General features: G+C 71.0%; 19 protein-coding genes and 1 tRNA gene. 11 read left to right on the forward strand and 9 right to left on the reverse strand.

What is annotated here, in order from left to right:
• The first annotated feature begins 33 nt into the window (after nt 1-33).
• The 7 genes from KV097_RS10265 to KV097_RS10295 all read left to right on the forward strand — a co-directional run bounded on the left by KV097_RS10265 (nt 34) and on the right by KV097_RS10295 (nt 8,938).
• Nucleotides 34-2,130 carry an MMPL family transporter gene (locus KV097_RS10265; protein WP_220365806.1) on the forward strand — a complete coding sequence of 699 codons (2,097 nt, stop codon included), beginning with the start codon at nt 34-36 and terminating at the stop codon, nt 2,128-2,130.
• Nucleotides 2,131-2,215: 85 nt separating this feature from the next.
• Nucleotides 2,216-3,808: an ABC transporter substrate-binding protein gene (locus tag KV097_RS10270; RefSeq protein ID WP_220365807.1), complete on the forward strand. Its 1,593-nt coding sequence runs from the start codon at nt 2,216-2,218 to the stop codon at nt 3,806-3,808.
• 35 nt (nt 3,809-3,843) lie between these two features.
• Nucleotides 3,844-4,800 (forward strand): ABC transporter permease, encoded by a 957-nt coding sequence (locus KV097_RS10275; RefSeq protein WP_220365808.1) that lies wholly within the window; start codon nt 3,844-3,846, stop codon nt 4,798-4,800.
• Between the two features lie 7 nt (nt 4,801-4,807).
• Nucleotides 4,808-6,739 (forward strand): dipeptide/oligopeptide/nickel ABC transporter permease/ATP-binding protein, encoded by a 1,932-nt coding sequence (locus KV097_RS10280; protein ID WP_220365809.1) that lies wholly within the window; start codon nt 4,808-4,810, stop codon nt 6,737-6,739.
• Complete coding sequence (locus tag KV097_RS10285) at nt 6,736-7,542, forward strand: ABC transporter ATP-binding protein (RefSeq protein ID WP_220344300.1); 807 nt, start codon at nt 6,736-6,738, stop codon at nt 7,540-7,542. Before KV097_RS10280 ends, KV097_RS10285 begins: the two co-directional genes overlap by 4 nt.
• Nucleotides 7,539-8,366: a trans-aconitate 2-methyltransferase gene (locus KV097_RS10290; RefSeq protein WP_220365810.1), complete on the forward strand. Its 828-nt coding sequence runs from the start codon at nt 7,539-7,541 to the stop codon at nt 8,364-8,366. The genes KV097_RS10285 and KV097_RS10290 overlap by 4 nt, the downstream gene beginning before the upstream one ends.
• A 65-nt stretch (nt 8,367-8,431) precedes the next feature.
• Nucleotides 8,432-8,938, forward strand: a complete 507-nt coding sequence (locus KV097_RS10295; RefSeq protein WP_220344298.1) for a Fur family transcriptional regulator — start codon at nt 8,432-8,434, stop codon at nt 8,936-8,938.
• Here KV097_RS10295 and KV097_RS10300 read toward each other — a convergent pair.
• The 3 genes from KV097_RS10300 to KV097_RS10310 form a co-directional block, all read right to left on the reverse strand.
• Nucleotides 8,886-9,281 carry a hypothetical protein gene (locus tag KV097_RS10300; RefSeq protein ID WP_220365811.1) on the reverse strand — a complete coding sequence of 132 codons (396 nt, stop codon included), beginning with the start codon at nt 9,279-9,281 and terminating at the stop codon, nt 8,886-8,888. The genes KV097_RS10295 and KV097_RS10300 overlap by 53 nt on opposite strands.
• 282 nt (nt 9,282-9,563) lie before the next feature.
• On the reverse strand, nt 9,564-10,403 hold the full coding sequence (locus KV097_RS10305) for a sulfite exporter TauE/SafE family protein (protein WP_220365812.1): 840 nt from the start codon (nt 10,401-10,403) through the stop codon (nt 9,564-9,566).
• 1 nt (nt 10,404) lies between these two features.
• Complete coding sequence (locus KV097_RS10310; protein WP_220365813.1) at nt 10,405-11,805, reverse strand: rhodanese-like domain-containing protein; 1,401 nt, start codon at nt 11,803-11,805, stop codon at nt 10,405-10,407.
• Between the two features lie 134 nt (nt 11,806-11,939).
• Here KV097_RS10310 and KV097_RS10315 point away from each other — a divergent pair, with 134 nt between their 5' ends.
• Nucleotides 11,940-12,206, forward strand: coding sequence for a metal-sensitive transcriptional regulator (locus tag KV097_RS10315; protein WP_220344294.1), 267 nt, complete (start codon nt 11,940-11,942; stop codon nt 12,204-12,206).
• A gap of 28 nt (nt 12,207-12,234) precedes the next feature.
• Here KV097_RS10315 and KV097_RS10320 read toward each other — a convergent pair whose 3' ends face one another.
• The 5 genes from KV097_RS10320 to selD form a co-directional block, all read right to left on the reverse strand.
• Complete coding sequence (locus KV097_RS10320; RefSeq protein WP_220365814.1) at nt 12,235-13,551, reverse strand: OFA family MFS transporter; 1,317 nt, start codon at nt 13,549-13,551, stop codon at nt 12,235-12,237.
• Nucleotides 13,552-13,569: 18 nt separating this feature from the next.
• Entirely contained in the window at nt 13,570-14,670 is a 1,101-nt protein-coding gene (nrfD, locus tag KV097_RS10325; protein WP_220344292.1) for an NrfD/PsrC family molybdoenzyme membrane anchor subunit, read from the reverse strand.
• On the reverse strand, nt 14,667-15,626 hold the full coding sequence (locus KV097_RS10330; protein WP_220344291.1) for a 4Fe-4S dicluster domain-containing protein: 960 nt from the start codon (nt 15,624-15,626) through the stop codon (nt 14,667-14,669). Before KV097_RS10330 ends, nrfD begins: the two co-directional genes overlap by 4 nt.
• A complete protein-coding gene (fdh, locus tag KV097_RS10335) occupies nt 15,623-18,871 on the reverse strand; it encodes a formate dehydrogenase (RefSeq protein WP_301022415.1) in 3,249 nt (1,082 codons plus the stop codon). Before fdh ends, KV097_RS10330 begins: the two co-directional genes overlap by 4 nt.
• A 91-nt stretch (nt 18,872-18,962) precedes the next feature.
• Nucleotides 18,963-19,958 carry a selenide, water dikinase SelD gene (selD, locus tag KV097_RS10345; RefSeq protein ID WP_220344289.1) on the reverse strand — a complete coding sequence of 332 codons (996 nt, stop codon included), beginning with the start codon at nt 19,956-19,958 and terminating at the stop codon, nt 18,963-18,965.
• A 233-nt stretch (nt 19,959-20,191) separates the two neighbouring features.
• On the opposite strand from selD, the gene KV097_RS10350 reads away from it, so the two are divergent.
• On the forward strand, nt 20,192-21,625 hold the full coding sequence (locus tag KV097_RS10350; RefSeq protein WP_220346650.1) for a hypothetical protein: 1,434 nt from the start codon (nt 20,192-20,194) through the stop codon (nt 21,623-21,625).
• A gap of 29 nt (nt 21,626-21,654) precedes the next feature.
• On the opposite strand, the gene KV097_RS10355 is transcribed toward KV097_RS10350, so the two are convergent.
• Nucleotides 21,655-21,749 (reverse strand) — tRNA-Sec (locus KV097_RS10355).
• A 75-nt stretch (nt 21,750-21,824) separates the two neighbouring features.
• On the opposite strand from KV097_RS10355, the gene selA reads away from it, so the two are divergent.
• The gene (selA, locus tag KV097_RS10360; RefSeq protein WP_308289398.1) at nt 21,825-23,171 is read left to right on the forward strand and encodes an L-seryl-tRNA(Sec) selenium transferase; all 1,347 of its coding nucleotides are present in this window, start codon (nt 21,825-21,827) and stop codon (nt 23,169-23,171) included.
• A 32-nt stretch (nt 23,172-23,203) separates the two neighbouring features.
• Nucleotides 23,204-24,991: a SelB C-terminal domain-containing protein gene (locus KV097_RS10365; RefSeq protein ID WP_220365816.1), complete on the forward strand. Its 1,788-nt coding sequence runs from the start codon at nt 23,204-23,206 to the stop codon at nt 24,989-24,991.
• The last annotated feature ends 36 nt before the right edge of the window (nt 24,992-25,027 follow it).

Consider the following 25,027-nt stretch of genomic DNA (forward strand, 5'->3'; position numbering starts at 1 on the left):
GTCATGACGCCACCTCCGACTCACACCGAGCCCATGACCGAGGCTGTGCCAGACCGCCGTACCCGCATGGAACGGTTGGCCGGCTTCGCCGGCCGCCACCGCTGGACCGCTCTCGCCTGCTGGCTGGTCCTGCTCGTCGCAGCGACGTTCGCCGGCCAGGCGGTCGGCGATGCGTACGACGACGACTTCTCCCTCCCCGACACGCAGTCGCAAGAGGTCGCCGACCTGCTCGAGACGCATGCCCCGACCCGCTCGGGCGACACCGTCGTCGTCGTACTGCACGACGACGACGGCTGGGCCAGCGACGTCGACCTCGATGCCCTGACCCGTGACCTCGCCGCCGTGGACCAGGTCGAGTCCGTCACGCCGCCGGACGCGCAGCGAGGCACCGTCTCGAGCGACGGGACGGTGGGTCTTGTCGAGGTCACGCTCGAGGGCAGGACGGGCGACGCGCCGTCCGCGACCTACGAGGAGCTCATCGAGGTCGCCGGGTCGTACGACTCGGGCCCGCTGCAGGTCGAGCTCTCCGGTGCCGGCGTACGGCAGGTCGAGGGCGGTGGGGGGTCGACCGCCGAGGCGGTCGGGCTGCTCGCGGCGGTGGTGATCCTGGTGCTGATGTTCGGGTCGTTCCTGGCGGCGAGTCTGCCGCTCATCACCGCCGTGCTCGCGGTGGGGTCCACCTTCGGGTTGACGGTCCTGCTGTCGCACGTGCTCACCATCCCCAGCTACACCCCCGCCATGCTGGCGCTGGTCGGTCTGGGCGTGGGCATCGACTACTCCCTGCTGATCTTCAGCCGGTACCGCAGCGAGCTGCTCGCCGGGGCCGGCAGGGACCGGGCAAGCCGCGTCGCGCTCGACACGGCCGGACGATCGGTGCTGTTCGCCGGCGCCAGCGTGATCCTCGCCCTTGGGGGCCTGTTCACCCTCGGCGTCGACGCGTACGAAGGTGCCGTCACGGCGGTCGCCCTCACCGTCCTCGTGACGATGCTCGCCTCCGTCACCCTCCTCCCCGCGCTGCTGAGCCTCTTCGGCAGACGGATCGAGAAGCGGGTCCACCGGCATGCCGCGAAGCGGGGCCGCGGCACCGGTCAGGTCTGGCGCCGCTGGGCATGGTGGGTGCAACGCGCGCCCTGGCCGGCCCTGGTCGTCTCGGTCGTCGCACTCGGAGCGCTCGCGATCCCCGCGGGGAGCATGAACCTCGGCTTCAGCGACGCCGGCACCGACGACGAGAACACGACCGCGCGGGCGGCGTACGACCTGGTCAGCGAGAAGTTCGGGCCTGGCGCCAACGGTCCGCTGGTCGTCGTCACCGAGGGCACGGAGGACCAGGCGCGGTCGGCGTACGCCGAGCTGGCTTCGCACCCCGGCATCGTCGGAGACCGGGTGTCACCGCCGGTCGCCGTCGCCGACGGTCTGTTCCTCATCCGGGCCGAGCCGACGACCGGCCCGCAGGACGAGGCGACCGCAGACCTGGTGACCGCCCTCCGAGACGATCTCGGCGAACCGCATCTCGTGGGTGGCGCCACCGCGGCGTACGTCGACTTCTCCGACACGATGGCCGACCGGTTCCCTGTGTTCGTCCTCTGCGTCGTGGGGCTGTCCAGCCTCCTCCTGATGTGGGTCTTCCGATCGGTCGCCGTCGCCGTCAAGGCGGCGCTGCTCAACGTCCTCTCCATCGGCGCGGCGCTCGGCGCGATGACGCTCGTCTTCCAGGAGGGATACCTCGGAGCGCAGGCCGGTCCGATCGAGGCGTTCCTGCCCGTCTTCGTCTTCGCGATCTTGTTCGGGCTCTCCATGGACTACGAGGTCTTCCTGCTCTCCCGGATGCGGGAGGAATGGCTGCGGACCGGGGACGCGAGCCTGGCGGTTCGCGAAGGGCTGGCCCACACCGGCGGCGTCATCACGGCGGCGGCCGCGATCATGGTCGTCGTGTTCGGGTCGTTCGTCCTGTCACCCGACCGGATGCTGCAGCAGATGGGCTTCGCCATGGCGGTCGCCGTGCTCTTGGACGCCCTGGTGATCAGGTGCCTCGCCGTCCCTGCGGTGATGCGTCTCCTGGGTACCCGTGCGTGGTGGATGCCGAGGAGAAGCTCTCCTTCCCGAAACCGCGGGCAGGAGGCACCGGCGTGACCTAGGGTTGCTGCAAGTCATTCGCAACAACGTCGGCCTCGCAACTGTGCGATCCGTGGCGGCCTGAAAGGGCGGTGGCAACGCGATGCGCGGAGCGCTCCAGAGCGACCGACGACTCCGTCGGGGAGGGGTCCGCGGCCTCGTCGCGATCGTGGCCGCGGCCCTCGCGCTGGCCGGGTGCGGAGTCGGAGGTGGATCCTCCGAGCCGGGCGCGAGGACGACGATCCGGGTGGCGACCATGGAGCCGGTGGGGATCCTGGACCCGTGGGACTTCGTGGGCCAGTTCCATGCGATGGACCTGGTGTACGAGCCGCTGATCGCCTACGGCGAGGGTGGTGCGCTGGAGCCGGCGCTGGCGGAGTCCTGGGACGTGTCCGGCGACGGGTTGACGGTCACCTTCGCGCTCCGTGAGGGCGTGCGGTTCCACGACGGCACCGACTTCGACGCCGCGGCGGCGAAGTTCAACCTCGAGCAGTGGGTCGGCAAGGAGAAGTTCGCCTTCCTCGGCGGCTCCCGGGCGATCTCCTCGATCGAGACACCGGCCTCCCACACGCTGGTCCTTCGGCTGTCGGCGCCGTACCCCCCGTTGCTCCAGGAGCTGACGATCGTCCGCCCGGTGCGGTTCCTGAGTCCGGCCGCGGCTCCCGGCGGCTCGTACCGCGAGCCGGTCGGGACAGGTCCGTGGAAGGTCGTCTCCTCGACCGACACCTCGGGCTCGTTCGTGCGCAACGACGACTACTGGGGACCCGAGCCGGAGATCGAGCGGGTCGAGATGAGGGTCATCCCGGACTCGCAGACCCGGCTCTCGGCGCTGCGTGCGGGCGAGGTCGACCTCATCGGCGGCGGCTACCTGTCCCCGATCAACGCCGTGGAGGCCGCCAGCATCGCCGACGACCCGTCGCTCGATCTGGTGACCGGCGACCCGGACACGACGATGTCGCTCACCTTCAACCGTCGCGGCCCGCTCGGCGAGCGAGCGGTCCGTGAGGCGGTGTCCCTCGCCACCGACGTGGAGGCGATCAACGACGTGCTCTACGGAGGGAAGGAGTACGTCGCTCGCAGCTACTTCCCGCCCTCCGTGCCCCACAGTGGCACCCCGACGACGCGACGGTACGACCCCCACGAGGCGGAGCGGGTGCTCGACAGGGCGGGATGGACGATGAAGGGCTCGACCAGGGCCAAGGACGGCCGACCGCTCCGGCTCGAGCTGCTGCTGGTGTCCGACCCCGTCCACGGGATGACCGACTCGCGGACGACCGGGCAGGCCCTTCAGGATGCACTGTCCACGATCGGCATCGAGGTCGAGCTGACCGTGGTCGACGGCGCCACGTACTTCGACCAGCAGGCTGCGGGTCGGTTCGACCTGGTCTTCTCCACCACCTACGGCGCGCCGTACGACCCGGCGAACAGCGCGCTGTCGTTCCTGTCCAGCACGGCCGACACCCCTACCTGGAGCTCCCCCGCGCTCGACGCCCTGGTCGACCGGTCGGTCTCGGCGGGTGACCCGGCCACGCGCGACTCCTCCTACCAGGCCGTCTACGACCTCCTGGAGCGGGACGTGGCGTTCGTCCCGATCACCCATCCCCCTCGCTACTACGCCGTGCGTTCGGAGGTCGACGGGTTCCGCGTCCCGCCGCACGAGTACCGCCTCGACCTCACCCACGTGACCCTCGGCTGACCGGCAGCCGACGGACGGGTTGGGAGGGGACCGAGGTGGTGGACGGACGACGCCAGCGGGCACTGACGGGTCACGTGCTCTCGGCTGTCGTCGTACTGCTGGTGCTCACGTTCGGGACGTTCTCGCTGATCCGGGTGACGCCGGGCAGCACGGCCGCGTCGATCGCCGTCCGGCAGGCGGGGCCCGGAGCGAGCCAAGAGCAGATCGAGCGGATCCGTCACGAGCTCAAGCTGGACGAGTCGGTGGTCACGCAGTACGGCGTCTGGCTCACCCGTGCCCTGCGCGGCGACCTCGGCCGCTCCGAGCGGTCGGGGCGTCCGATCGCTGCCGAGATCGGCGAGAAGCTGCCCCGTACGGTGTTCCTCGGCCTTGGCAGTGCCCTCCTCGCCCTGGTCATGGGCTTCGGCGCCGGCATCGTCGCTGCGGTCGTCCGACGCGGGCCGCTGCCGGGTGTCCTGCGCGCGGTGGCACTCGTGGGGGTGTCGGTGCCGACGTTCTGGATGAGCTTCGTGGTCATCGCGGTCTTCTCCGAGCGCCTCAGCCTGCTGCCCACCTCGGGCCAGTCTGGTCCGGTGTCCTGGATCATGCCGTGGCTGGTGCTCGCGATCCCCGCTGCCGGGACGATCAGCCGGGTGGTCGCGGTCTCGCTGAGCGAGGCGCTCCGACAGCAGTACGTCACAGCCGCCCGCGCCCGCGGCGTCGCCGCCTGGTCGCCCACCGTGCGGGACGCCCTGCCGAACGCGGTGGGCGCGACGCTCAACGTCACCGCCCTCCAGCTGGGGACGCTGCTCACCGGGAGCGTGGTCGTCGAGACGGTGTTCGGGTGGCCCGGGGTCGGCGCCTGGTTCGTGGACTCCGTGACGTTCCGCGACAGCGGCGCCATCCTCGCCGGGGTCCTGGTGTTCGCGGTCGCCTTCATCCTCCTCACCCGCACCATCGACGTGGTCCAGACCGCCGCCGATCCGCGGCTGCGCCGCACGGAAGTCCGGTGACCCGGAGATGAGAGGCAACGTACGGCTCGTGGTCCTGGCCCTCCCCCTGGTCACCATCTCGCTGGCGGGGCTGCTCGCTCCCTGGGTCGCCCCGCAGTCACCGACCAGCACCGACCTCTCGGCGAGCCTGCTGCCACCGAGCGGCGGCCACTGGCTGGGCACCGACCAGCTGGGACGCGACCAGCTCAGCCGCATCATCTGGGCAGCGCGCACCTCCATGACCGTGACCGCTGCGGTGATGGTCGTCTCGTTCGTCGTGGGGGTGACCGTCGGCGCCCTCGGCGCCTACCTGGGTGGCGTCGTGGACCGCGTCGTGACGTGGGTGGTCGAGCTGGCCCTGAGCGTTCCCTCGATGCTGCTCGCCCTGGCAGTCCTGGGGATCCGTGGCAACAGCGCCCCGAACCTGATCCTGGCGCTCTCGGTGGTCGGGTGGGCCGCCTACGCCCGCATCGCCCGCGGAGCCGTGCTCGGCTACCGCGGCTCCCCGGCCGCCGACGCCCTCGTCGGTCTGGGCGCCCACCCGATCCGCATCGTCGCCGTCCACGTCGTGCCGACCGCAGCCCGCCCCGCGGCCGTGTTCGCCAGCACCGACGTCGGCGTCGTCGTGCTGACCGTCGCGGGACTGAGCTTCCTCGGACTCGGCATCTCTCCACCCACGCCCGAGTGGGGGCAGATGCTGGTCGAGTCGCGGCCGTACCTCGACTCCGCCTGGTGGCTCTGGCTCCCTCCCGGACTCGCCGTCACCGCCGTCGCCCTGTCCAGCAACCTGATCGGCGAGCACCTCGGTATCGCCCCGGAGCTTCGCCGCTGGCGGCTTCGCCGGATGCCGGACGCGTCCCGCCGTACCGTCGCCCGCGGCGTGGGTCGGGACGCCGAGCAGCCGGGGCCCTCCGCCGGCCCCGAGCCCTTGCTGCGGGTGAGCGGGTTGCGGGTCGACCTCGACACCCCTGCCGGTCGGGTCACCGCGCTTCACGGGGTGGACTACGCCGTACGGCCTGGTGAGGTGCTCGCCCTGGTCGGAGAGAGCGGCTCAGGCAAGACCGTCTCGGTCATGGGTCCGCTCGGACTGCTGGACGCGAGCGCCCGCGTCACCGGTCGCGCGAGCTACCAGGGGACGGAGCTGATCGGCGCCCCCGAGGAGACGTTGCGCCAGGTACGGGGAGCGGGCGTGGCCGTCGTCTTCCAGGATCCGTACGCCGCCCTCAACCCGCTCCGTACGGTCGGCTCGGTCGTCGCCGAGGCGCTCCGACCGCCCGCTCGGGGTGACGCGGCGCGCGAACGCGTGAAGGAGCTCCTCGAGGCAGTGGGCCTGCCGCGCCCGGACGTGACGATCGACCAGTACCCGCACGAGCTCTCAGGGGGGATGCGGCAGCGGGTTCTGATCGCTGCGGCGCTGGCCGGTGAGCCGACGGTGCTGATCGCCGACGAACCCACGTCCTCCCTCGACGTCACCGTGCAGTCCGAGATCCTCGACCTCCTGCGCGACCTCGGCCGACGGCGGGACATGGCCGTGGTCCTCATCAGCCACGACCTCGCGGTCGTCGCCGACGTCGCCGACCGCGTCCTCGTGATGTACGCCGGCCGGGCGGTGGAGGAGGCGCCGACCGGCGCGCTGATCTCCTCCCCGCTGCACCCCTACACCCGCGCCCTGATCGATGCCGTCCCCGTCGTCGGCCGTCCCACCGGGACGCGCTTCGCCACGCTGCCCGAGTCCGACCATGTCTCCGCCGGTCGAGAGCCGGTCGACGGGGGGTGTTCGTTCGCAGGGCGCTGCGTCCTCCGCGAGGAGACCTGCCTCACCGGGGCGATCCCCCTGTCCCCTGCCGCCGCCGCACACCCGGACGGGGTCGGGGGCCTCACTGGCGCGCACCAGGTGGCCTGCCCGCCCGCACTCGTCCGTGCGCACCATCGGCAGCACGAGCCCGAGGCAGCGCGGTGAGCACGCCGATGCTGGAGGTCACGGGCCTCACCGTCAGCCATGCCGACCGCGACCGCCCCGGTGGCCGGCTCGTCGCGGTCGACGACGTGAGCCTGAGCGTGGGGGCCGGGGAGATCCTCGGACTGGTCGGTGAGTCGGGGTGCGGCAAGTCGACGCTCGCCCGCGCGGTCGTCGGTCTCCAGCCGGTCGACCGCGGATCGGTCCTGCTCGACGGCGTCGACGCGCGCGCGCTGAGCCGGTGTCGTCGGCGCTCGCACCGTCGTCGGGCGCAGATGGTGTTCCAGAACCCGTTCACCTCGCTCGACCCCCATCGGACGATCGGGGCAGCGATCACCGAGGCCCTCGCCGTCGGCGGCACCGTTCCGAGAGCGGCCCGTCGAGCGCGCGTCGCCGACCTGCTCGACCTGGTCGGCCTCGACCCCGCTCTCACGACCCGTCGGCCGCGGGAGCTCAGCGGCGGCCAGTGCCAGCGCGTCGCCATCGCCCGCGCGCTGGCGGTCGAGCCCCGGCTCCTGGTCTGCGACGAGCCGGTCACCGCCCTCGACGTGTCGGTCCAGGCCCGCATCCTCAACCTGTTCATGCACCTTCGCGACACGCTCGGCACGGCATGCCTGTTCATCACCCACGACCTGTCGGTGCTGGCACAGCTCGCCGACCGCATCGCCGTCATGCACGAGGGACGGATCGTCGAGGACGGACCGACGCACGAGGTGCTCACCCGTCCCCGTGACCCGCAGACCCGGCGCCTCCTGGACGCCGTACCGACATTCGCCCGAGAAAGCGCCATGAGAGGACAGCGATGAGGACACAGACGAGTGCCGAGACCGCAGCGGACCAGGGTCGGCGAGCGGTGGCCCGGAGCCTGGTGGCGTCGTGGGAACGCCAGCAGGAGGCCTACATCGCCCATCGGGAGACCCGCTTCGACCTGATGCTGGACCTCGTCGAGCGGCTGTCGCCGTCCGGTCCGGACCGACCCCGGATCCTCGACCTCGCCTGTGGGCCGGGGTCCCTGTCGGCGCGCGTCCTCGACCGGTTTCCTCACGCCGACGTGGTGGCTGTCGACCTCGACCCCCTCCTGCTGACCCTGGGACGGTTGGACCACGCCGACCGCGAGCGGCAGCCGACGTGGGTCCGCGCCGACCTGCGCGACCCCGGGTGGACCGGTCTGCTGCCCGTCGCGCCGTACGACGCGATCGTCTCCACCACCGCACTGCACTGGCTCACCGACGAGCAGCTGGCCACCCTCTACCGGCAGCTGTACGCGCTGCTCGTCCCTGACGGCCTGTTCCTCAACGGCGACTACCTGCCCGCCAGTCGACCGTGGGGCGCCATCGCGACCGTCGTGCGGGAGATCGGCGAGTCGCGCAAGGACGCGGCGATCAGCGCCGGCGCCGACGACTGGGAGACCTGGTGGTCGGCCGTGCGCGCCACGCCTGAGCTCGCCGAGGAGGTGGCCGACCACGACGCGACGTTCGAGGGCACGACGCGCGGGGACGCGCCCAGCCTCGAGCTCCACGTCCGAGCGCTGCGCGACGGCGGCTTCGCCGAGGTCGAGCTGGTCTGGCACGACCTGACCGAAGGCCTGCTCTGTGCGCTGAAGACCGGCTCGTCGAGTCCGGCGCAATGAGTCCTGCTCAAGGCAGTCTGGGCGGACTACTGGCTAGGGAATACTGACCCGCGGGAGGTGGGCTCATGGCGGACACGTCGGGACCGGGCACCGGATGGCAGGCCGTGCTGCGGGCAGAGGGCTACCGGCTGACCCCTCAGCGCGAGCTCGTCCTCCGCGCCGTCGAGCGCCTGGGGCACGCGACCGTGGAGGAGGTCCATCAGGACGTCGTGCGCCAGCACGCGTCGGTGAACATCTCGACGGTCTACCGGACGCTCGCCCTGCTGGACGAGTTCGGTCTGATCCGCCAGGTCTACCTGACCGACCGCACACCGGTGTACCACTCCACATCGGTCCCGTCGCACGTGCACCTGTCCTGCACCGGTTGCGGTCAGGTCATCGACGCAGACCCCGACGACTTCACGCCGCTGGCCGCCACCCTCGTCCGCAAGCACGGGTTCGCCCCGCACGTGGACCGGCTGGTGCTCTCCGGGCTCTGCGCCGACTGCCGCCGCCGTGAGTCCGACGCCGACCCCGGACCTACAGGTGGTCAGGAACGGTCAGCGCGTCCGGGTCCGACCGTGGAGGGATGAAGGAGAGCGCCGTCTGGACGAGTGCGGCGCGGGCCTTCAGGAGGGCCTTCCGACGGATGCCGCGCACGTCACCGAGTCTCTCCTCGACCGCAGCCGCGATCTGCTCCTCGGTGAACGAGGGCCGTGTGCCGACCTCGACCTCGACGTCGGGCAGGCTCACGAGGACCGGCAGGAGCTGGTCACCGATCCCGCTCATCAGCTGATAGCGCTCGTAGCGAGAAAGACCCTCCCACGCCTCGTCGACGTCGCGCCGGCCCTTGCGCACGTCCTTGTCCTGCGACGCCATCACGGCCTTCGCGACGCCCGTGACCGCTGCCGACAGCTCGTGCTCGGTGAACCTCATGCTCCGATCATGCCGGGCGTCGACCGACGCCCGGCGACCGCTCCCCTCAGCGACGACGGAGACGGCTGAGCCAGCCGCCTGAGCGGTCCTCGGCGGGATGACCCGAGCACCACTGGGCTGCAGGGACGCCTGCCTTCACCTGGGCGACGTGCTGACCACAGCCCGCCCACGTCGTCTTTCCGCAGGTGCGGCAGGTGGTGCTTCGACACATGGTGGTTCTCCTTTGTTCGGTTCAACGTCGGGGCACAGGGGGTGGAACGGGATGAGGGTTGGCGTGCCGGCTCACACCAGCGCGGGGAGTGCTCGAGCGGCGGTGTAGGCCGCAACGGCGAGCACAAGCACGGTGAAGGCTCCTTGCAACCGCGCAGTGCCGGCCCCCGCGGCCAGTCGGACGCCGAGCACGGCGGCGATCACGGAGACCGCCGTCAGCAGGAGCACCGGCCCCCAGTCGGGTGCGCTGCCGCTGCCGGTGCGGACCATGAGCGCCGCGACGCTGGTGACGGTGATCGCGACCAGCGAGGTGCCGGCAGCGAGGTCGATGGGCAGGCCCAGGGCCAGCACCAGGGCGGGCACGACGAGGAACCCGCCGCCGACGCCCAGGAGCCCGGTCACGAACCCGACGAGCGTGGCGGTGGTCAGCACCATGAGCGCCTGCGGACACCGGCAGACGAACGTGGGGCTGATGCTGATGATCGGGTCGTCGATACCCAGGCCGGAACGATGCCGGGGTGAGGTCGTACGGCCGCGCCACGAGCGCACCAGGCGCCACGCCATGAGGCCGCCGACCAGGAGCAGAAGCGCCGCGAACGCGGCCAGCAGCACGTCCTGCGACACGGACGACGACAGCGTCGCCCCGGCCGCGGCGCCTCCCGTGCCGACCGCTCCGAAGACGATGCCGCGGCCGAGGAGCACGTTGCCTGCTCGGTGAGCGGCGACCGCCGCGATCAGCGACGTGACAGTCACGACGACGAGCGCTCCGGTCATGGCCTGCGTCGTGGACTGGTCGAGCAGGTAGACGAGGACCGGGACGGCGAGGATCGACCCACCGCCACCGAGCGCTCCGAGCGACAGGCCGATCACCGTGCCGGCACAGACCGCGACGGCGACGAGGGCGAGCGACATCTCAGGCCGGGGTGCTGACGGTCTCGTCCGCCGTGCGGACCAGCGGCAGACCTGCCTGCTCGGCGTGGTCGAACGCGTCGTCGATCGCGACCAGGTCTCTCCCGGCCGCGGCGAGGAACGAGGCGGCGACGGACGCCCGGTAGCCGCCGGCGCAGTGCACCCACACCTCGCCCGCCGGGACCTCCTGGACTCGGCGTGGCAGCTCGTGGATCGCGAGGTTCACGGAGCCCTGGATCGCGGACTCGGCATGCTCCTCGGCGCGACGGACGTCAAGGACGACGACCTCGCGGTGGTGGCGCACCTGTGCCAGGTCGGCGAACGTCGCGACGGGGAAGCGGCCCAGCTCGCCGGTCGTCCAGTCCCGAGGTCCGCCGGTCGCCTGCGCGGCAGGGCGGTCGATGCCGATGCGGACGAGGTCGCGTTGCGCCTCCGCGACGTCGTCGGCGGTCTCCCCGAGCAAGGTCACCGGTGTCCCCCACTCGATCAGCCAGCCGACGTAGGTGGCGAAGGCGCCGTCCAGGCCGATGTTGAGGGTGCCGGGGGCGTGCCCCGCCGCGAAGGCCTTGCGGTTGCGCAGGTCGATCACCCACTCGCCGGCCTCGATGCGTCGCCGCAGCTCGGTGGCATCGGCCTCCTGCACCGGAGAGAGGTCGGGCGCGGAAGGCCCCGCGGCGTTGGCCGGGCCCATGTGGACGTAGTACGCGGGCCAGTCCCCGAGACCGTCCAGGAGCTCGCGGACGTACGTCTCCTCGTCCTGGGTGAGCACCGGGTTGGACCGGCGCTCCTGCCCGATCGTCGAGGTGGTCGCGTCGGACTGGGTCGCCGCGCAGAACGACCCGAACCCGTGGGTGGGAAAGACCTCGGCGTCGTCGGGGAGCTCGGTGGCCAGCTTGCGGGCCGACGCGTGCTGGTGGCGCACCAGGGTGTCGGTGTGCGCCTCACCCAGCAGGTCGGGGCGGCCGGTGGCGCCGTACAGCAGGGAGCCTCCGGTGAACACGCCGTAGGGCTGCTCACCGTGGTCGCCGACGGACGAGAGGGCGTACGAGAGGTGCGTGAAGGTGTGGCCGGGGGTAGCGATGGCGCGCACCGTCATCCGAGAGCCGATGGACACCGTCTCCCCCGCCGCGACCGGGGTGCGCTCGAAGGAGACGTCGTCCTCGCGGTTGACGAGGTACGCCGCGCCGGTCGCCTGGGCCAAGTCCAGTCCACCGGTGACGTAGTCGTTGTGGAGGTGCGTCTCGAAGACGTGGGTGAGCCGGACTCCGTCGGCCTCGAGCACGTCGAGCACCCGGTCGATGTCTCGCTGGGGGTCGACCACGAAGGCGACCTCGCCGTCGTGCACGACATAGGTGCGGTCACCCAGCGACGGCGTCTCCAGGGTGCGAACCGTCAGATCGGTCATCGGCGGCGTTCTCCTCTCGCGGACCGGCGCCCGCTCAGCATCCCCCCGGGGGGTTATGATGAGGACGGTAACACATCCCCCCAGGGGGTTGTAGGATTGAGGAGACCGCGTCCCCGAGCCACGGGAGAACCACCATGGATCTCGACCCCACCGACATCAAGGCGGTCATCACGCGCATGAAGCGCGCCAACGGTCACCTGGCAAGCGTCATCCGGATGATGGAGGAGGGCTCGGACTGCGAGTCGGTCCTCACCCAGCTCGCGGCTGTCAACAAGGCGCTCTCGCGTGCCGGCTACGCCATCGTCGCGACCGGACTCCAGCAGTGCCTCACCGAAGGCGGTGACGGCCTCGCCGACGACGAGGTCAAGAAGATGGAGAAGCTCTTCCTCGCCCTGGCGTGAGCGCGGACGGCCTCGGCGTCGGTCCGGGTCATCGCTCCGACGCGACGGCCGTCTTCCGGTCACCCGGCACGCGGGTGATGAGGGTGAGCGCCACGGCGACCAGCGCGATGATGCCGATCGTCGTGTAGCCGAGCGTGTAGTCGGGCTCGCCGGTGTCACCGAGCAGGGCGGAGATGACGATCGGACCGATCACGCCGCCCAGGCTCCAGCCGATGAGCATGAGGCCGTAGATCGCCCCCGCGTACCTCACCCCGAAGTAGTCACCGGCCGTGGCCGGCATGGTGCCGAACCCGCCGCCGTAGCAGAGGTAGACGACCGCGGCGAGGGCGAACCACAGGGCTGCGTTGCTCGCGTGCGGCAGGACGATGAGGCACACGCCCTGGAGCGCGAGCATGGCGGCGAACGCCGGCATCCGTCCGACGTAGTCGGAGGCGGCTGCCCAGACGATGCGACCACCTCCGTTGAAGATCGCCAGCACACCGACGACTGTCGCCGCACCCGCCGAGCTGTAGCCGGCGATCCCCTCGGCGCTGCCCGCGGCCTGCGAGATCAGTGCGATGCCCGCCGTGACGTTGAGGGTCAGGATGGCGGTGAGCAGATACCACTGCGGCGTCCGCAGCGCCTCCTTCTCGGTGTACTCCTTGGCCGTCGGACCGGCCGCTCCTGCGGTCGCCGTCTCGTACCCGGGGACCGAGTAGCCCTGCGGCGGGTTGCGGAACAACGACGCGCCCGCGAGCGACATCACCAGGTAGGCCAGACCGAGCCAGAGGAACGCCTTGGACGGCTGGCTCTCGTCCTGGCCGATGAGCCACCGGGCGACGGGGGACGTCAGGACGGCCCCGAAGCCGAAGCCCCCGACCGCCAGACCGGTGATGAGGCCCTTCTTGTCGGGGAACCACTTCTGAAGCATGGCGATCGGGACGATGTAGGCGACGCCGAGCCCGAAACCGCTGATGACGCCGTAACCGAGAATCAGCAGCCACAGGTCCTCGGACCCCCGGGTGAACGACGCGATCACGATGCCGACCGCGTAGATGACGCCGCCCGCCAGGGCGACGACGCGCGGGCCGCGCTTGTCCTGCACCCGACCACCCGTATAGCTGCCGATGAAGATCATCGCGATCGTCACCGTGAACGGCAGCGATGCCTCGACCTTCGTCAGCTGCCACGGCTCGGCGTCCTGGTAGGCCTTCGCGAACACCGACCAGGCATAGACGGCGCCGATGGAGAACTGGAGCAGAAGGCCACCGCCGACCAGCACCCACCGGTTCACCGAGCCACTGTCACGACGTCCCGGCGAAGCGGTGTCGTGGCGGCCGGTCGAGTCGCTCACGGAGTCGGTCATCTGGGCCTCCTGGCTCGTTTACTGGTGGTAGCGCACGGGGCCCTGTCGCTCGAGGCGCTCGCGCTGGGGGACGACGGTGTACTTCGGGTCTCTCGCGGACTGCTGCCCTGCCTCGAACACCCCGAACCGGGTGCAGGCCGACCCCAGCATCAGCGCCGCTCCCGATGCCGCCGCGACGGCACGGCTGCGACCGGCCAGCAGCGTCCCGGCAGCACCAACCGCCGTCAGCGCCTTCGCCATCCGCATCAGGCGTCCTGCCTTGCCGTGGTGCAGAGGCTCCGCGGTCACACCCATCGACTTCTCCATCCGCTGCTCCATCCCCAGCTCGAGCAGCGCGCCGGCAGCGGCCATCCGCCGGACCGGACCGGTCTCGTGGGTCGGAGCGGCGATCATCCCCAGCCCGGCCGCCGCAGCGCTGGCGGAACCGACGAAGACGAACGGGAGCTCCTTGTAGGCGCCGTGCCAGGACGGTGTCGCCGTGTCGGAGAGCAGGACCGCGGTGTACGCGGCGACCGGCGGCGCAAAGAGTGCCGCCATGAGTCCCGCGGGCCGGCCGAGCGCGGACGCCAGCGGGAGCGGCCCCGCGCTGCGGTAGCGGCCCGGCAGCAGACTGACGACCTCCGCGCCCGCGGCAGCGCCGGCGAAGGGCCCGTACATCGACAGGATCCAGGTGCCGACCGACATCGGCGAGGTCAGCTTGGCGGTCCGGAGCATGTTCGCGAACCGTGAGGGCGTGCCGAGGTCGTGCACGAGCGCGGCCATCGAGAAGCCGAGCGCCCCGACCGCGGCCAGCCGGCCCGTACGCCGCAGCGCCGGCCTGCCGGTCAGGTCGGCGCCCGCGGCGATCAAGGAGGAGCCGGCGGCGAGGCCGCCGGCGAAGAGGTACGCCGGGATGTCGGCCTCCCACGGCGACGGCTTGACGATCGGCCGACCGTAGTAGGAGGTGAAGTCGGCCTCGGGCACCATGCTCTGCTCAGCACCCTTGCGGCGACGGCCCTTCTTGCGGCGTCCGCCCGCCGATCCGACGACCGCGTCCGTCTCGGCGGCGACGCCCACCATGCCGTCGCGCGTGACCGCGTACTCCGGGGTGTCGCCTGTCCTCGTCTGCTCCTGGCTCATCGCCGCCTCCCCAGGAACGACACCGCGGCGCCCGCGAGCATCACGGCTGCCGCCGCCGAGGCCCGCCGGAACATGTGCGGCAGGTCGCGGGTCGTCACCACCGGGTCCGGTGGGAAGCCGTAGACCTCGGGCTCGTCGAGCAGGAGGAAGAAGGCACCCGCGCCACCGACTCCGTCGTCGGGGTCGTTGCCGTACAGACGCGCGTCCATGACGCCCGCGTCGTTCAGCTGGGCGACCCGGGTGTTCGCGCGCTCGCGCAGCTCCTCCACGTCGCCGAACTGGATGGACTGCGTCGGACACGCCTGGGCGCACGCCGGTGTCTGGCCGGCCTCGAGCCGGTCGTAGCAGAGCGTGCACTTCTGCGCGATGCCCACGTTCTTGGCCCCGTCGGGGCCCTTCCGGCGCTCGATGACGCCGTACGGGCAGGCGGGGACGCAGTAGCCGCACCCGTTGCAGATGTCGTCCTGCACCACCACCGTGCCGAACTCGGAGCGGAAGAGCGACCCCGTCGGACACACGTCCAGGCAGGCGGCGTGCGTGCAGTGCTTGCACACGTCCGACGACATCAGCCAGCGGAAGTCGGGCTTCTCGGCGCCGTCCGGCGGCTGTTCCTCGGGCGGGCTCGACGGCGCCATCACCGGCATGCCGAGGTCGACCGACTGACGGAGCCCGCTCTCCTGGTCACCGAGCCGTTTGGGCTGCTCGATGAACGCGACGTGCCGCCACTGGTTCGCGTTGAGCGAGTGGCTGTTGTCGTAGGACGAGCCGAGCATGTCGAAGTGGTCGGCGGGGACGTCGTTCCACTCCTTGCAGGCCACCTCGCAGGCCTTGCAGCCGATGCAGATGCTGGTGTCGGTGAAGAACCCCTTGCGCTTCGGGCGGTCCTCGCCGTACCCCGCCTCCTCCGAGGGATCGAGCGGCCCCCACAGGTCGTTCTCCCGGAACAGGCTCGTCATGACTGACTCTCCTTCGTGTCCTCGACCGCGTGGGCGGTGGTGAGACCTGCATCGTTCTGGTAGTCCATGACCAGCCGTCGCAACGCCGGTCCCGTCGGCCGCCGACCCGGGCGTACGTCGCAGGTACCCACCTTCGACTCCTGGATGAGGACGTTGGGGTCGAGCGAGATCCCGATCAGGTCGTTGGCCGAGTCGCCCGTCACCAGACCGCCCTCGCCCCAGTGGTACGGGAGCCACACCTGGTGCACCGTCCTGCCCTCGACCTTGAGGGGCGTGAGCCGATCGGTGACCAGCACGCGCGCCTCGATCGCAGAGCGGGAGGTGATGATCGTCGCCCAGCCACCGGGCTCGAGGCCGCGCTCGTCGGCGAGCTCCGGCGAGACCTCGATGAACATCTCCGGCTGCAGCTCGGCCAACCGTGCGACGAAGCGGCTCATCCCTCCGGCGGTGTGGTGCTCGGTGAGCCGGCTGGTCGTGAACACGTACGGGTAGACCTCGCTGTGACCCTGCGACGGCGACGGGTTCGAGGGGTTGTCGGGCCGGACGTACTCCTTGCTCGTCGGGTTGGCCTGCTGGGCGTAGAACGGGTTGCGGAACGGGGACTCGACCGGCTCGTAGTGGGTCGGCATCGGACCGTCGATGAGACCCTGCGGCACGTAGAGTGCGCCCTTCCCGTCGCCCTGCATGATGAACGGATCGTTGCCCGCGAGTCCCTCGACACCGGCAGCGCCGTCCGGCGGCCGGTACGACGGCGGCTTGGTCTTCTCGAAGTCCGGCACGTCGTGCCCGGTCCACTCTCCGGCATCCTCGTCCCACCAGACGTAGGCCTTGCGCTCGCTCCACGGCTTGCCGCTCGGGTCGGCCGAGGCCCGGTTGTAGAGCATCCGCCGGTTCGCGGGCCAGGCCCAGCCCCACTCGGGTGCCACGAAGCTCTGGTCGCTCCCCGGCTTGCGGCGGGCGGCCTGGTTGACGCCGTCCTTGTAGACGCCGGTGTAGATCCAGCAGCCGCCGAGCGTCGAGCCGTCGGCCTTCATCTCGATGAAGCTGGACAGCGGTCGACCGGACTCCACCTCGAAGCCGTTGATCTCCATGAGCACCGCCTCGGCGCTCGGCTCCACCAGCGGACCGTGGGTCGGGTAGTCCCACGCGAGCTGCTGGATCGGCAGGTCGCGCTCCTCGGTCGAGTCCGCGTAGCGCTCCCGGACCATCCGGCCGAGGTGGTAGAAGAACCACAGCTCCGAGCGGCAGTCGTCGGGCGGCTCGACCGCCTTCTCACGCCACTGCAGCATCCTCTGGGTCTGGGTGAAGGTGCCCTCCTTCTCGACGTGGGACGCAGCCGGCATGAGGAACACCTCCGTCCGGCACTCCTCGGGCACGATCTCGCCGGTGGCGACCTCCGGAGACGTCTTCCAGAACGTGGCGCTCTCGATCTCGAAGAGGTCGCGGACCACCACCCAGTCCAGGTTGGCCATGCCCAGGCGCTGGGCGCGCCCGTGCGCCGACCCCACGGCCGGGTTCTGGCCGAGCAGGAAGTAGCCCTTCACCTTGCCGTCGATCATGTCCATGACGGTGCTGTAGGTGCCGTGGTCGCCGGTGATCTTCGGGAGGTAGTCGAAGCAGAAGTCGTTCTCCGGCGTCGCCGCGTCTCCGAAGTAGGCCTTCAGGAGGTTGACCCCGTACGCCGACGCGTTGGCCCAGAAGCCCTTGGCGTCCGGCTGGCTGACGGCCTCGATCCACTGCTCCAGGCTCTGGTGTTCCACGGCGTTGGGCATCGGCAGATAGCCGGGGAGGAGGTTGAACAGGGTCGGGATGTCGGTCGAGCCCTGGATGCTCGCATGCCCGCGCAACGCCATGACACCGCCGCCGGGCCGGCCCATGTTGCCCAGCAGCAGCTGGAGGATGGCCCCGGTCCGGATGTACTGCACGCCCACGCTGTGCTGGGTCCACCCGACGCTGTAGACCAGCGCCGTGGTGCGGTCCGGGTTCGAGTTCGCGGTCCACGCCTCGCACACCTCGCGGAACTGCTCCTCGCTCACACCGCACGTCCGCGCCACCATCTCCGGCGTGTAGCGGGCATAGTGCCGCTTGAGGACCTGGTAGACGCACCTCGGGTCCTGAAGCGTCTCGTCGCGCGGCGGATTGGCCTTCACGCCGCTGCCGTGGGACTCGTGCTGCAACGCGCTGGCGGTCTCTCGCTGCATCTCGGGGTTCTGCTCGTCGTCGGCCGCGGGCTCGTCGCCGGCGTACTGCCAGGACGTCGGGTCGTACGTCCGCGTCTCGGGGTCGTACCCGGAGAACAGCCCGTCGAGGTCGTCGGTGTCCTGGAAGTCGTCGCTGACGATCGCCGCGGCGTTGGTGTAGTTCACGACGTACTCACGGAAGTCCAGCTCGTTGGAGAGCACGTAGTTGACGATGCCGCCGAGGAAGGCGATGTCGGAGCCCGCTCGGATCGGCACGAAGGTGTCGGCCAGCGCGCTGGTCCGCGTGAACCGCGGATCGACGTGGATGATCTTCGCACCCCTCGCCTTAGCCTCCATCACCCACTGGAAGCCCACCGGGTGGGCTTCGGCCATGTTGGAGCCCTGGATGATGATGCAGTCAGCGTTGGCGAGGTCCTGGAGGAAGGTGGTGGCGCCTCCACGCCCGAACGACGTCCCCAGACCGGGAACGGTGGCGGAGTGTCAAATGCGCGCCTGGTTCTCGATCTGGATCGCGCCCATCGCGGTGAACAGCTTCTTGATGAGGTAGTTCTCCTCGTTGTCGAGGGTCGCCCCTCCGAGGCTCGCGATGCCGAGCGTGCGGCGGACCCGCTGTCCGCGCTCATCGACGTCCTGCCACGTGTCGTTGCGGGCCTTGACGACCCGGTCGGCGATCATCTCCATCGCCGTGTCGAGCGCGAGGTCGGTCCACTCGGTCGCGTACGGCGCGCGGTACTTGATCGTGGTCTGCCGCAGCGGGCTGGTGACGAGGTTCTTGCTCGCCGCGCCCTTCGGGCACAGCCGACCGCGGTTCACCGGGCTGTCCGGGTCACCCTCGATCTGGATGACCTTCTCGTCCTTGACGAAGACCTTCTGGGCGCACCCGACCGCGCAGTACGGGCAGACGCTCTTGGCGACCCGGTCGGCGGTCTCGGTGCGGGCGGTGATCTCGTCGGTGTTGCGGGAGCGTACGGCCGCGCCGCGTCCCAGCCGGTCCGCACCGGTCAGCTGTCGCAGCACAGGCCACGAAAGGAACGTCCTCGCCACCCGCCTCACCTCCGTTGAGGGCACGTTACCCCCGACGCCCCCCGTTCACACGTGGGTGAGGCGACCGCGTGCCGCTGTCAATCAACCGGTGTCAGCGCACCGCGACGACGAAGTCGGTGCGGGGTACGACCTCGCCCACCACCGGATGGCCCGGAATCTCACCGGCGACGAGGAGACCGCCCGACGTCTGCGCGTCCGCGAGCAGCAGGAGCTCGTCCTCCTCGACGCTCGCCTGCAGGTGCGGGCGGACCCAGTCGAGGTTGCGACGGCTCCCGCCGGGCACGAACCCGTCGCGGAGCGCGTCACGAGCGCCACCAACGTACGGGACGGCCGCCGCGTCGACCACGGCGCTCACCCCGCTGGCCCGGGCCATCTTGAAGAGGTGACCGAGGAGGCCGAAGCCGGTCACGTCGGTGGCTGCCGTGCACCCGCCGGCCACGGCCGCACGCGAGGCGTCACGGTTGAGGCCCGTCATCGTGGCGACGGCCTCCTCGAACCGCTCGCCCGTCGCCTTGTGCCGGTTGTTGAGCACCCCGAGCCCCAGCGGCTTGGTGAGCGTCAAAGGCGTCCCCGGCATGGCGGCGTCGTTGCGCAGCAGGCGGTCGGGGTGAGCCAGACCGGTGACCGCGAGGCCGTACTTCGGCTCCTGGTCGTCGATGCTGTGGCCCCCGGCCAGGTGGGTGTCCGCCTCGCGGCAGACGTCGCGGCCCCCACGGAGCACCTCGCGGGCCAGGTCGAACGGGATCCGGTCGCGCGGCCACGCCAGCAGGTTGAGCGCAACCACTGGCTCGCCGCCCATCGCGTAGACGTCCGAGAGGGCGTTCGCCGCGGCGATCCTCCCCCAGTCGTAGGGATCGTCGACGACCGGGGTGAAGAAGTCGGTCGTCGCGATGATGGCGCGTTCGCCGTCGATCCGTACGGCGGCGGCGTCGTCGCCGTGGTCGAGGCCCACGAGCAGGTCGCCCGACTCCTCACCGAGCCGCAGGTCACCGAGCACGCGTTCGAGCTCGCCGGGCGGAACCTTGCACGCGCAGCCGCCGCCGGCGGCGTACTGGGTGAGCCGGAGATCTGCAGCTGCGGTCGTCATGGTCCCAACCTAGGCGGGCGAGCGGGCGAGCGGGCGGTGGCGGAGGCGGACGGGAACACCGTCCGAGTGGCTCGCGCGGAACGGGACGCGACTGTGCGACATCTCGGAATGCTCTGGAAAGCGCTGGAGAGTGACGACGACTCTCCACGTTAAGGCGAAGACAAACCGGTCATTCGGATCGCTCCAACGGTAGCCTCGACGGCGCAGCGAAATCCTACGCACCGGGGGGACGTATGGCTGAGGAGAACTGGCATGAGGCGCGTTTGATTCCGACGTCCGGCATCAATGGGGCGGACGAACAGGAGCGCCGGGCCACGTCGGCGCTCCTCGCGGTCGTCTCGGCCGTGAAGGAGTTCGGACGGGCACTGCTGAAACCACTCGGCGCCCCCTCCGGCTCCATCGAGACCTTCATCGAGGTTCCGTTCCTGCTGGGCGAGAAGAAGCTGTACCCCGACGGACTGATCCGCGTCACTCGTGGCACCCGCTCGTGGACCGCGCTGGTCGAGGTCAAGACTGGCTCCAACGCTCTTCAGGCAGAGCAGCTCGAGAGCTATCTCGATATCGCGAGGGAGCAGGGCTATGACGCCGTGCTCACCATCTCCAACGAGATCCCGGCCATGGCTGGGCAGCACCCGACCAAGGTAGACAAGCGGAAGCTGCGCAAAGTTTCCCTCCATCACCTGTCATGGACCCAGGTACTAGCCGAGGCGGTGATGCAAAAGGAGTTCCGCGGTGTCGCCGACCCCGATCAAGCCTGGATCTTGGGAGAACTGATCCGATACCTCGAGCACAGCCGGTCGGGAGCTCTTGAGTTCGAGGACATGGGCGATACATGGGTCGCCGTCCGCGACGCCGTTGTCGCGGGCACGCTGCGGGCCTCGGACAAGGGACTGCCCGACGTTATCGCACGGTTCGATGCTCTTCTGCGATTCGCCAGCCTCCGCCTGGGCCGCCAGCTCGGCACCGAGGTGGTCCCGGTGCTGTCACGCAAGGAGCAGGCTGATCCCGCCCTGCGTGCCCAGGCGCTGACCACGATGCTGTGTCAGAGCGGGCAGCTGTCCGGCGCAATTCGTATACCTGACACCGTTGGTCAACTCGTTGTTACTGCTGACCTCCGCGCGTCCAAGGTCACCTGCCACGTCAACGTTGACGCGCCCCGAGAAGGACGGCCCAGCACCAGGGTCAAATGGCTGGTGCGGCAGCTGAAGGCCGCGCCGGACTCCGTGCGGGTCGAAACCTTCACCGCCCACGCTCGCGGCTCCAGTGCTGCTGAGCTGCTCGGCGTCGTCCGGGCGGACCCCACGGTTCTGGTTGTGGATCCGGCCAGAGAGATCCGGTCGTTCCGTCTGGCCCTGATCTCGCCGATGGGCACCAAGCGCGGCCGTGGCCGTGGATCCTTCATCGACTCGGTATTGAAGGCCTCCGATACGTTCTACGCCGACGTCCTTCAGTACCTGAAGCCGTGGGCGGCAACCCCACCGAAGCTGCGTCAGACCGGTCCACATCCGCCCAACGAGGAGCCAACGAAGCGTCCGAGCCTCAGTTCCACTGATTACTCCTCCCAGGACGGCACCGAGGCTGTCGAGCCGACACCGGCAAACGCCAACCAGGTCGGGTCCACTGATGTCACGCACGACGACGAGGCGGCGCCAGCGTCTAATGGCTGACCCCAACGGCTGAATTAGCGGGCGGGCGGTGGCGGAGGCGGACGGGAATCGAACCCGCCGGACCCAGCGACTGGGTCCCTACGGTTTTGAGGACCGCGCCCGTCACCAGACGAGGAACGCCTCCCCACGCACCGCGACCACTGTATCGACCACCGCTGTGTCGACCACCGCCCTCTCGTTTGGGACACAATGCCGATCAGTGGACCGCACGAGCGTCGAGGAGGACCACGTGGAGACAGACCCGCGGCGGCGTACGCCGCGCACAGACGCCGTGCTGTCCGACGAACGGCTCCGCAAGGCCGCGGACCGGCTCGGCGAGCACGTGGTGAAGCAGACGGTCAGGGCGACGCTCGAACGCTGCCGCGCGGGTGAGCTGGCACCGGAGGACGTCGTGGGGGCCGCGGTCGACGCCCTGCCGCCCGCGGCCACCAGCCTGCGTCGGGTCGTCAACGCGACGGGGATCGTCGTGCACACGAACCTCGGCCGTGCGCCGCTCTCCGATGCCGCGGTCGAGGCCCTCGGTGTCGCTGCCGGCGCCACCGACGTCGAGCTCGACCTGGCGACGGGTCGCCGCGGACGCCGGGGCCGCTCCGCGCTCGGCGCGCTCGCCGCGGCGGTGCCCGAGGCGGGCGGCGTGCACGTCGTCAACAACGGTGCCGCAGCGCTGGCCCTCGTCACCTGCGTCCTCGCCGGACGCGGAGGCACGGTCGTGGTCGCGCGCGGGGAGCTGGTCGAGATCGGGGACGGGTTCCGCATCCCCGAGCTGCTGGAGTCGGTCGGCGCGGTGCTGCGCGAGGTCGGGACCACGAACAGGGTCCGGCTGGCCGACTACGAGGCGGCCGTGGCTGAGGACCCCGACGGCACGGCCTTCGTCCTCAAGGTCCACCCGTCCAACTTCGTCGTCTCCGGGTTCACCTCCTCCGTGCCCGTCGAGGAGCTCGCGACGCTCGGGCCCCCGGTGGTCGTCGACACGGGCTCCGGCCTGCTGCGTCCGCACCCGCGTCTGCCCGACGAGCCGAGCGCGGCGGCGGCGCTGCGCGCGGGGGCCGACCTCGTCACCGCCTCGGGCGACAAGCTCCTGGGCGGACCTCAGTGCGGCCTGATGCTCGGGCGTGCCGACCTCGTCGAGAGCCTGCGCCGGCATCCGTTCGCCCGTGCCGTGCGTGTCGACAAGCTCACGCTCGCGGCGCTCGAGGCCACGCTCGTCGGGCCCCTCCCACCGGTCGTCGCCGCCCTCGAGGCGACTCCCGCAGAGCTGGCCCTGCGGGCCCAGCAGCTGGCCGATCAGCTCGGTGACCTCGGCCTGGACCCGCCGCCCGAGGCTGTCCCCTCCGTCGCCGCCGTCGGTGGCGGTGGTGCGCCGGGTGTCGAGCTGCCGAGTGCCGCGCTCGTGCTGCCCGCGCGGCTTGCTGGTCCGCTGCGTGACGACCCGTGCGTCCCGGTGGTCGGGCGGGTCGAGCGCGGCCGCCTCCTCCTCGACCTGATCGCGGTCCAGGAGAGTGACGAGGCCGACGTGCTCGCCGCGGTGCGACGCGCCGCTCGCTGACAGGGCCGGGCGACTCCTGCCAGAGTGGTCGCGTGCACGTCGTCGCCACAGCCGGCCACGTCGACCACGGGAAGTCCACGCTGGTCGACGCGCTCACCGGCATGCGTTCTGACCGGCTCCGGGAGGAGCGCGAGCGCGGACTCTCCATCGAGCTGGGATATGTCTGGACGTCGCTGCCACAGGTGGGTGACGTCGCGTTCGTCGATGTGCCGGGCCACGAACGGTTCGTCACCACGATGCTCGCCGGGATCGGACCAGTTCCCGCCGCGATGCTGGTCGTCGCCGCCGACGATCCGTGGATGCCGCAGGCTGCCGAGCACCTCGCGGCGCTCGACGCCCTGCAGGTCAGTCATGGCGTGGTCGCGGTGACCCGGGCCGACCTGGCCGACCCCCGTCCGATGATGGAGCGGGCTGCGGCGGAGGTGGCCCGGACGGCGCTGCGCGGAGCGCCCGTGCTCGCGGTGAGTGCTCCGACGGGCGACGGTCTCGCCGAGCTGCGCGTTGCCCTGGGCGACATGCTGGCGGCGGTGCCCGCCCCCGACCCAGGTGCCGACGTGCGGCTGTGGGTCGACCGCCGGTTCACCGTGCGCGGCGCCGGCACCGTCGTCACCGGCACACTGCCGGAAGGCAGGCTCGCACCGGGTGACGAGCTCGAGGTGCACGCAGCGAGCGGGGTCGGAGCCGTCAGGGTGCGGGGCCTCCAGGCGCTCGGTGGCTCCGTCGACCAGGTGATGGGCACGGCCAGGGTGGCCCTCAACCTGACCGGTGACGGAATGGGGTCGATCGATCGTGGAACGGCACTGGTGACCCCCGGCGCCTGGCGGCCCACCACGGTCGTCGACTGCAGAGTCCGGGGCGAGCCCGGCCGCCTCCCCGACCTCCCTCTCCTCCACGTAGGCGCCACCGCGGTGACCGCCCGTACCCGTTCCCTGGCCGGCGAAGGCGGAGACCTGGTGCGGCTGAGCCTGCGCGCGCCGCTCCCGCTCCGGGTGGGTGACCGCGCTCTGCTGCGTGACCCGGGGAGCCGGCGGATCTGGGGCGTCGACGTCCTCGACCCTGTCCCGCCGCCTCTGCGACGACGGGGCGCCGCCGCGGCGCGAGCCAAGGTTCTCGCTCCTCTCACCGCGACACCCGACCTGGCCGCCGAGCTCGACCGGCGTGGACTCGTCGAGGCCGATCTCCTGCATCGCATCGGTGTCCCCACCAGCCCACCGCCGCTGGGCACGGTCGAGGCCGCCGGCTGGTTCATGTCGCGGACGCGGGCAGAGGAGGCGGCCCTACGCGTCACCGATGCCGTCGCGACGCAGGCCGCGTCCCGGCCACTCGATCCAGGCGTGACCCCACGTGCCCTCGCGGACCGCCTCGGACTTCCGGCCCCCGAGCTGGTGCTCGCCGTCGTACGCCCTCCCCTGGCCGTCAAGGACGGTCGCGTGGTCCCCGGCGACGCCGCCGCGACGTTGCCGCCAGACGTCGAGCGCTCGGTCCGCGCGCTGGAGGCAGACCTCGCCGACGCCCCGTTCGCTGCTCCCACCGCCGGACGCCTCGCCGAGCTCGGTCTCGACGACCGTCGTACGGCTGCCGCCGCCAAGGCGGGACGGCTGCTGCGCCTTGCTCCCGGCGTGGTCCTCCTTCCGGGCGCGGACACGCTGGCGGCACGGCAGCTCGCCGACCTTCCCCAACCCTTCACCACCAGCGAGGCGCGACAGCGACTGGGGACGAGCAGGCGCGTCGTTCTGCCGCTGCTCGACCACCTCGACAGGGCCCGCCTCACGCGGCGGCTCCCCGACGACCGTAGAGAGCTTCTCTCAGCGCCGAGGTGACTGGTCTGCGCTCTCCGTCTGCTGCAGCATCGTTCC

The organism is Mumia sp. zg.B17 (assembly GCF_019550915.1).
Taxonomy (GTDB): Bacteria; Actinomycetota; Actinomycetes; order Propionibacteriales; family Nocardioidaceae; genus Mumia.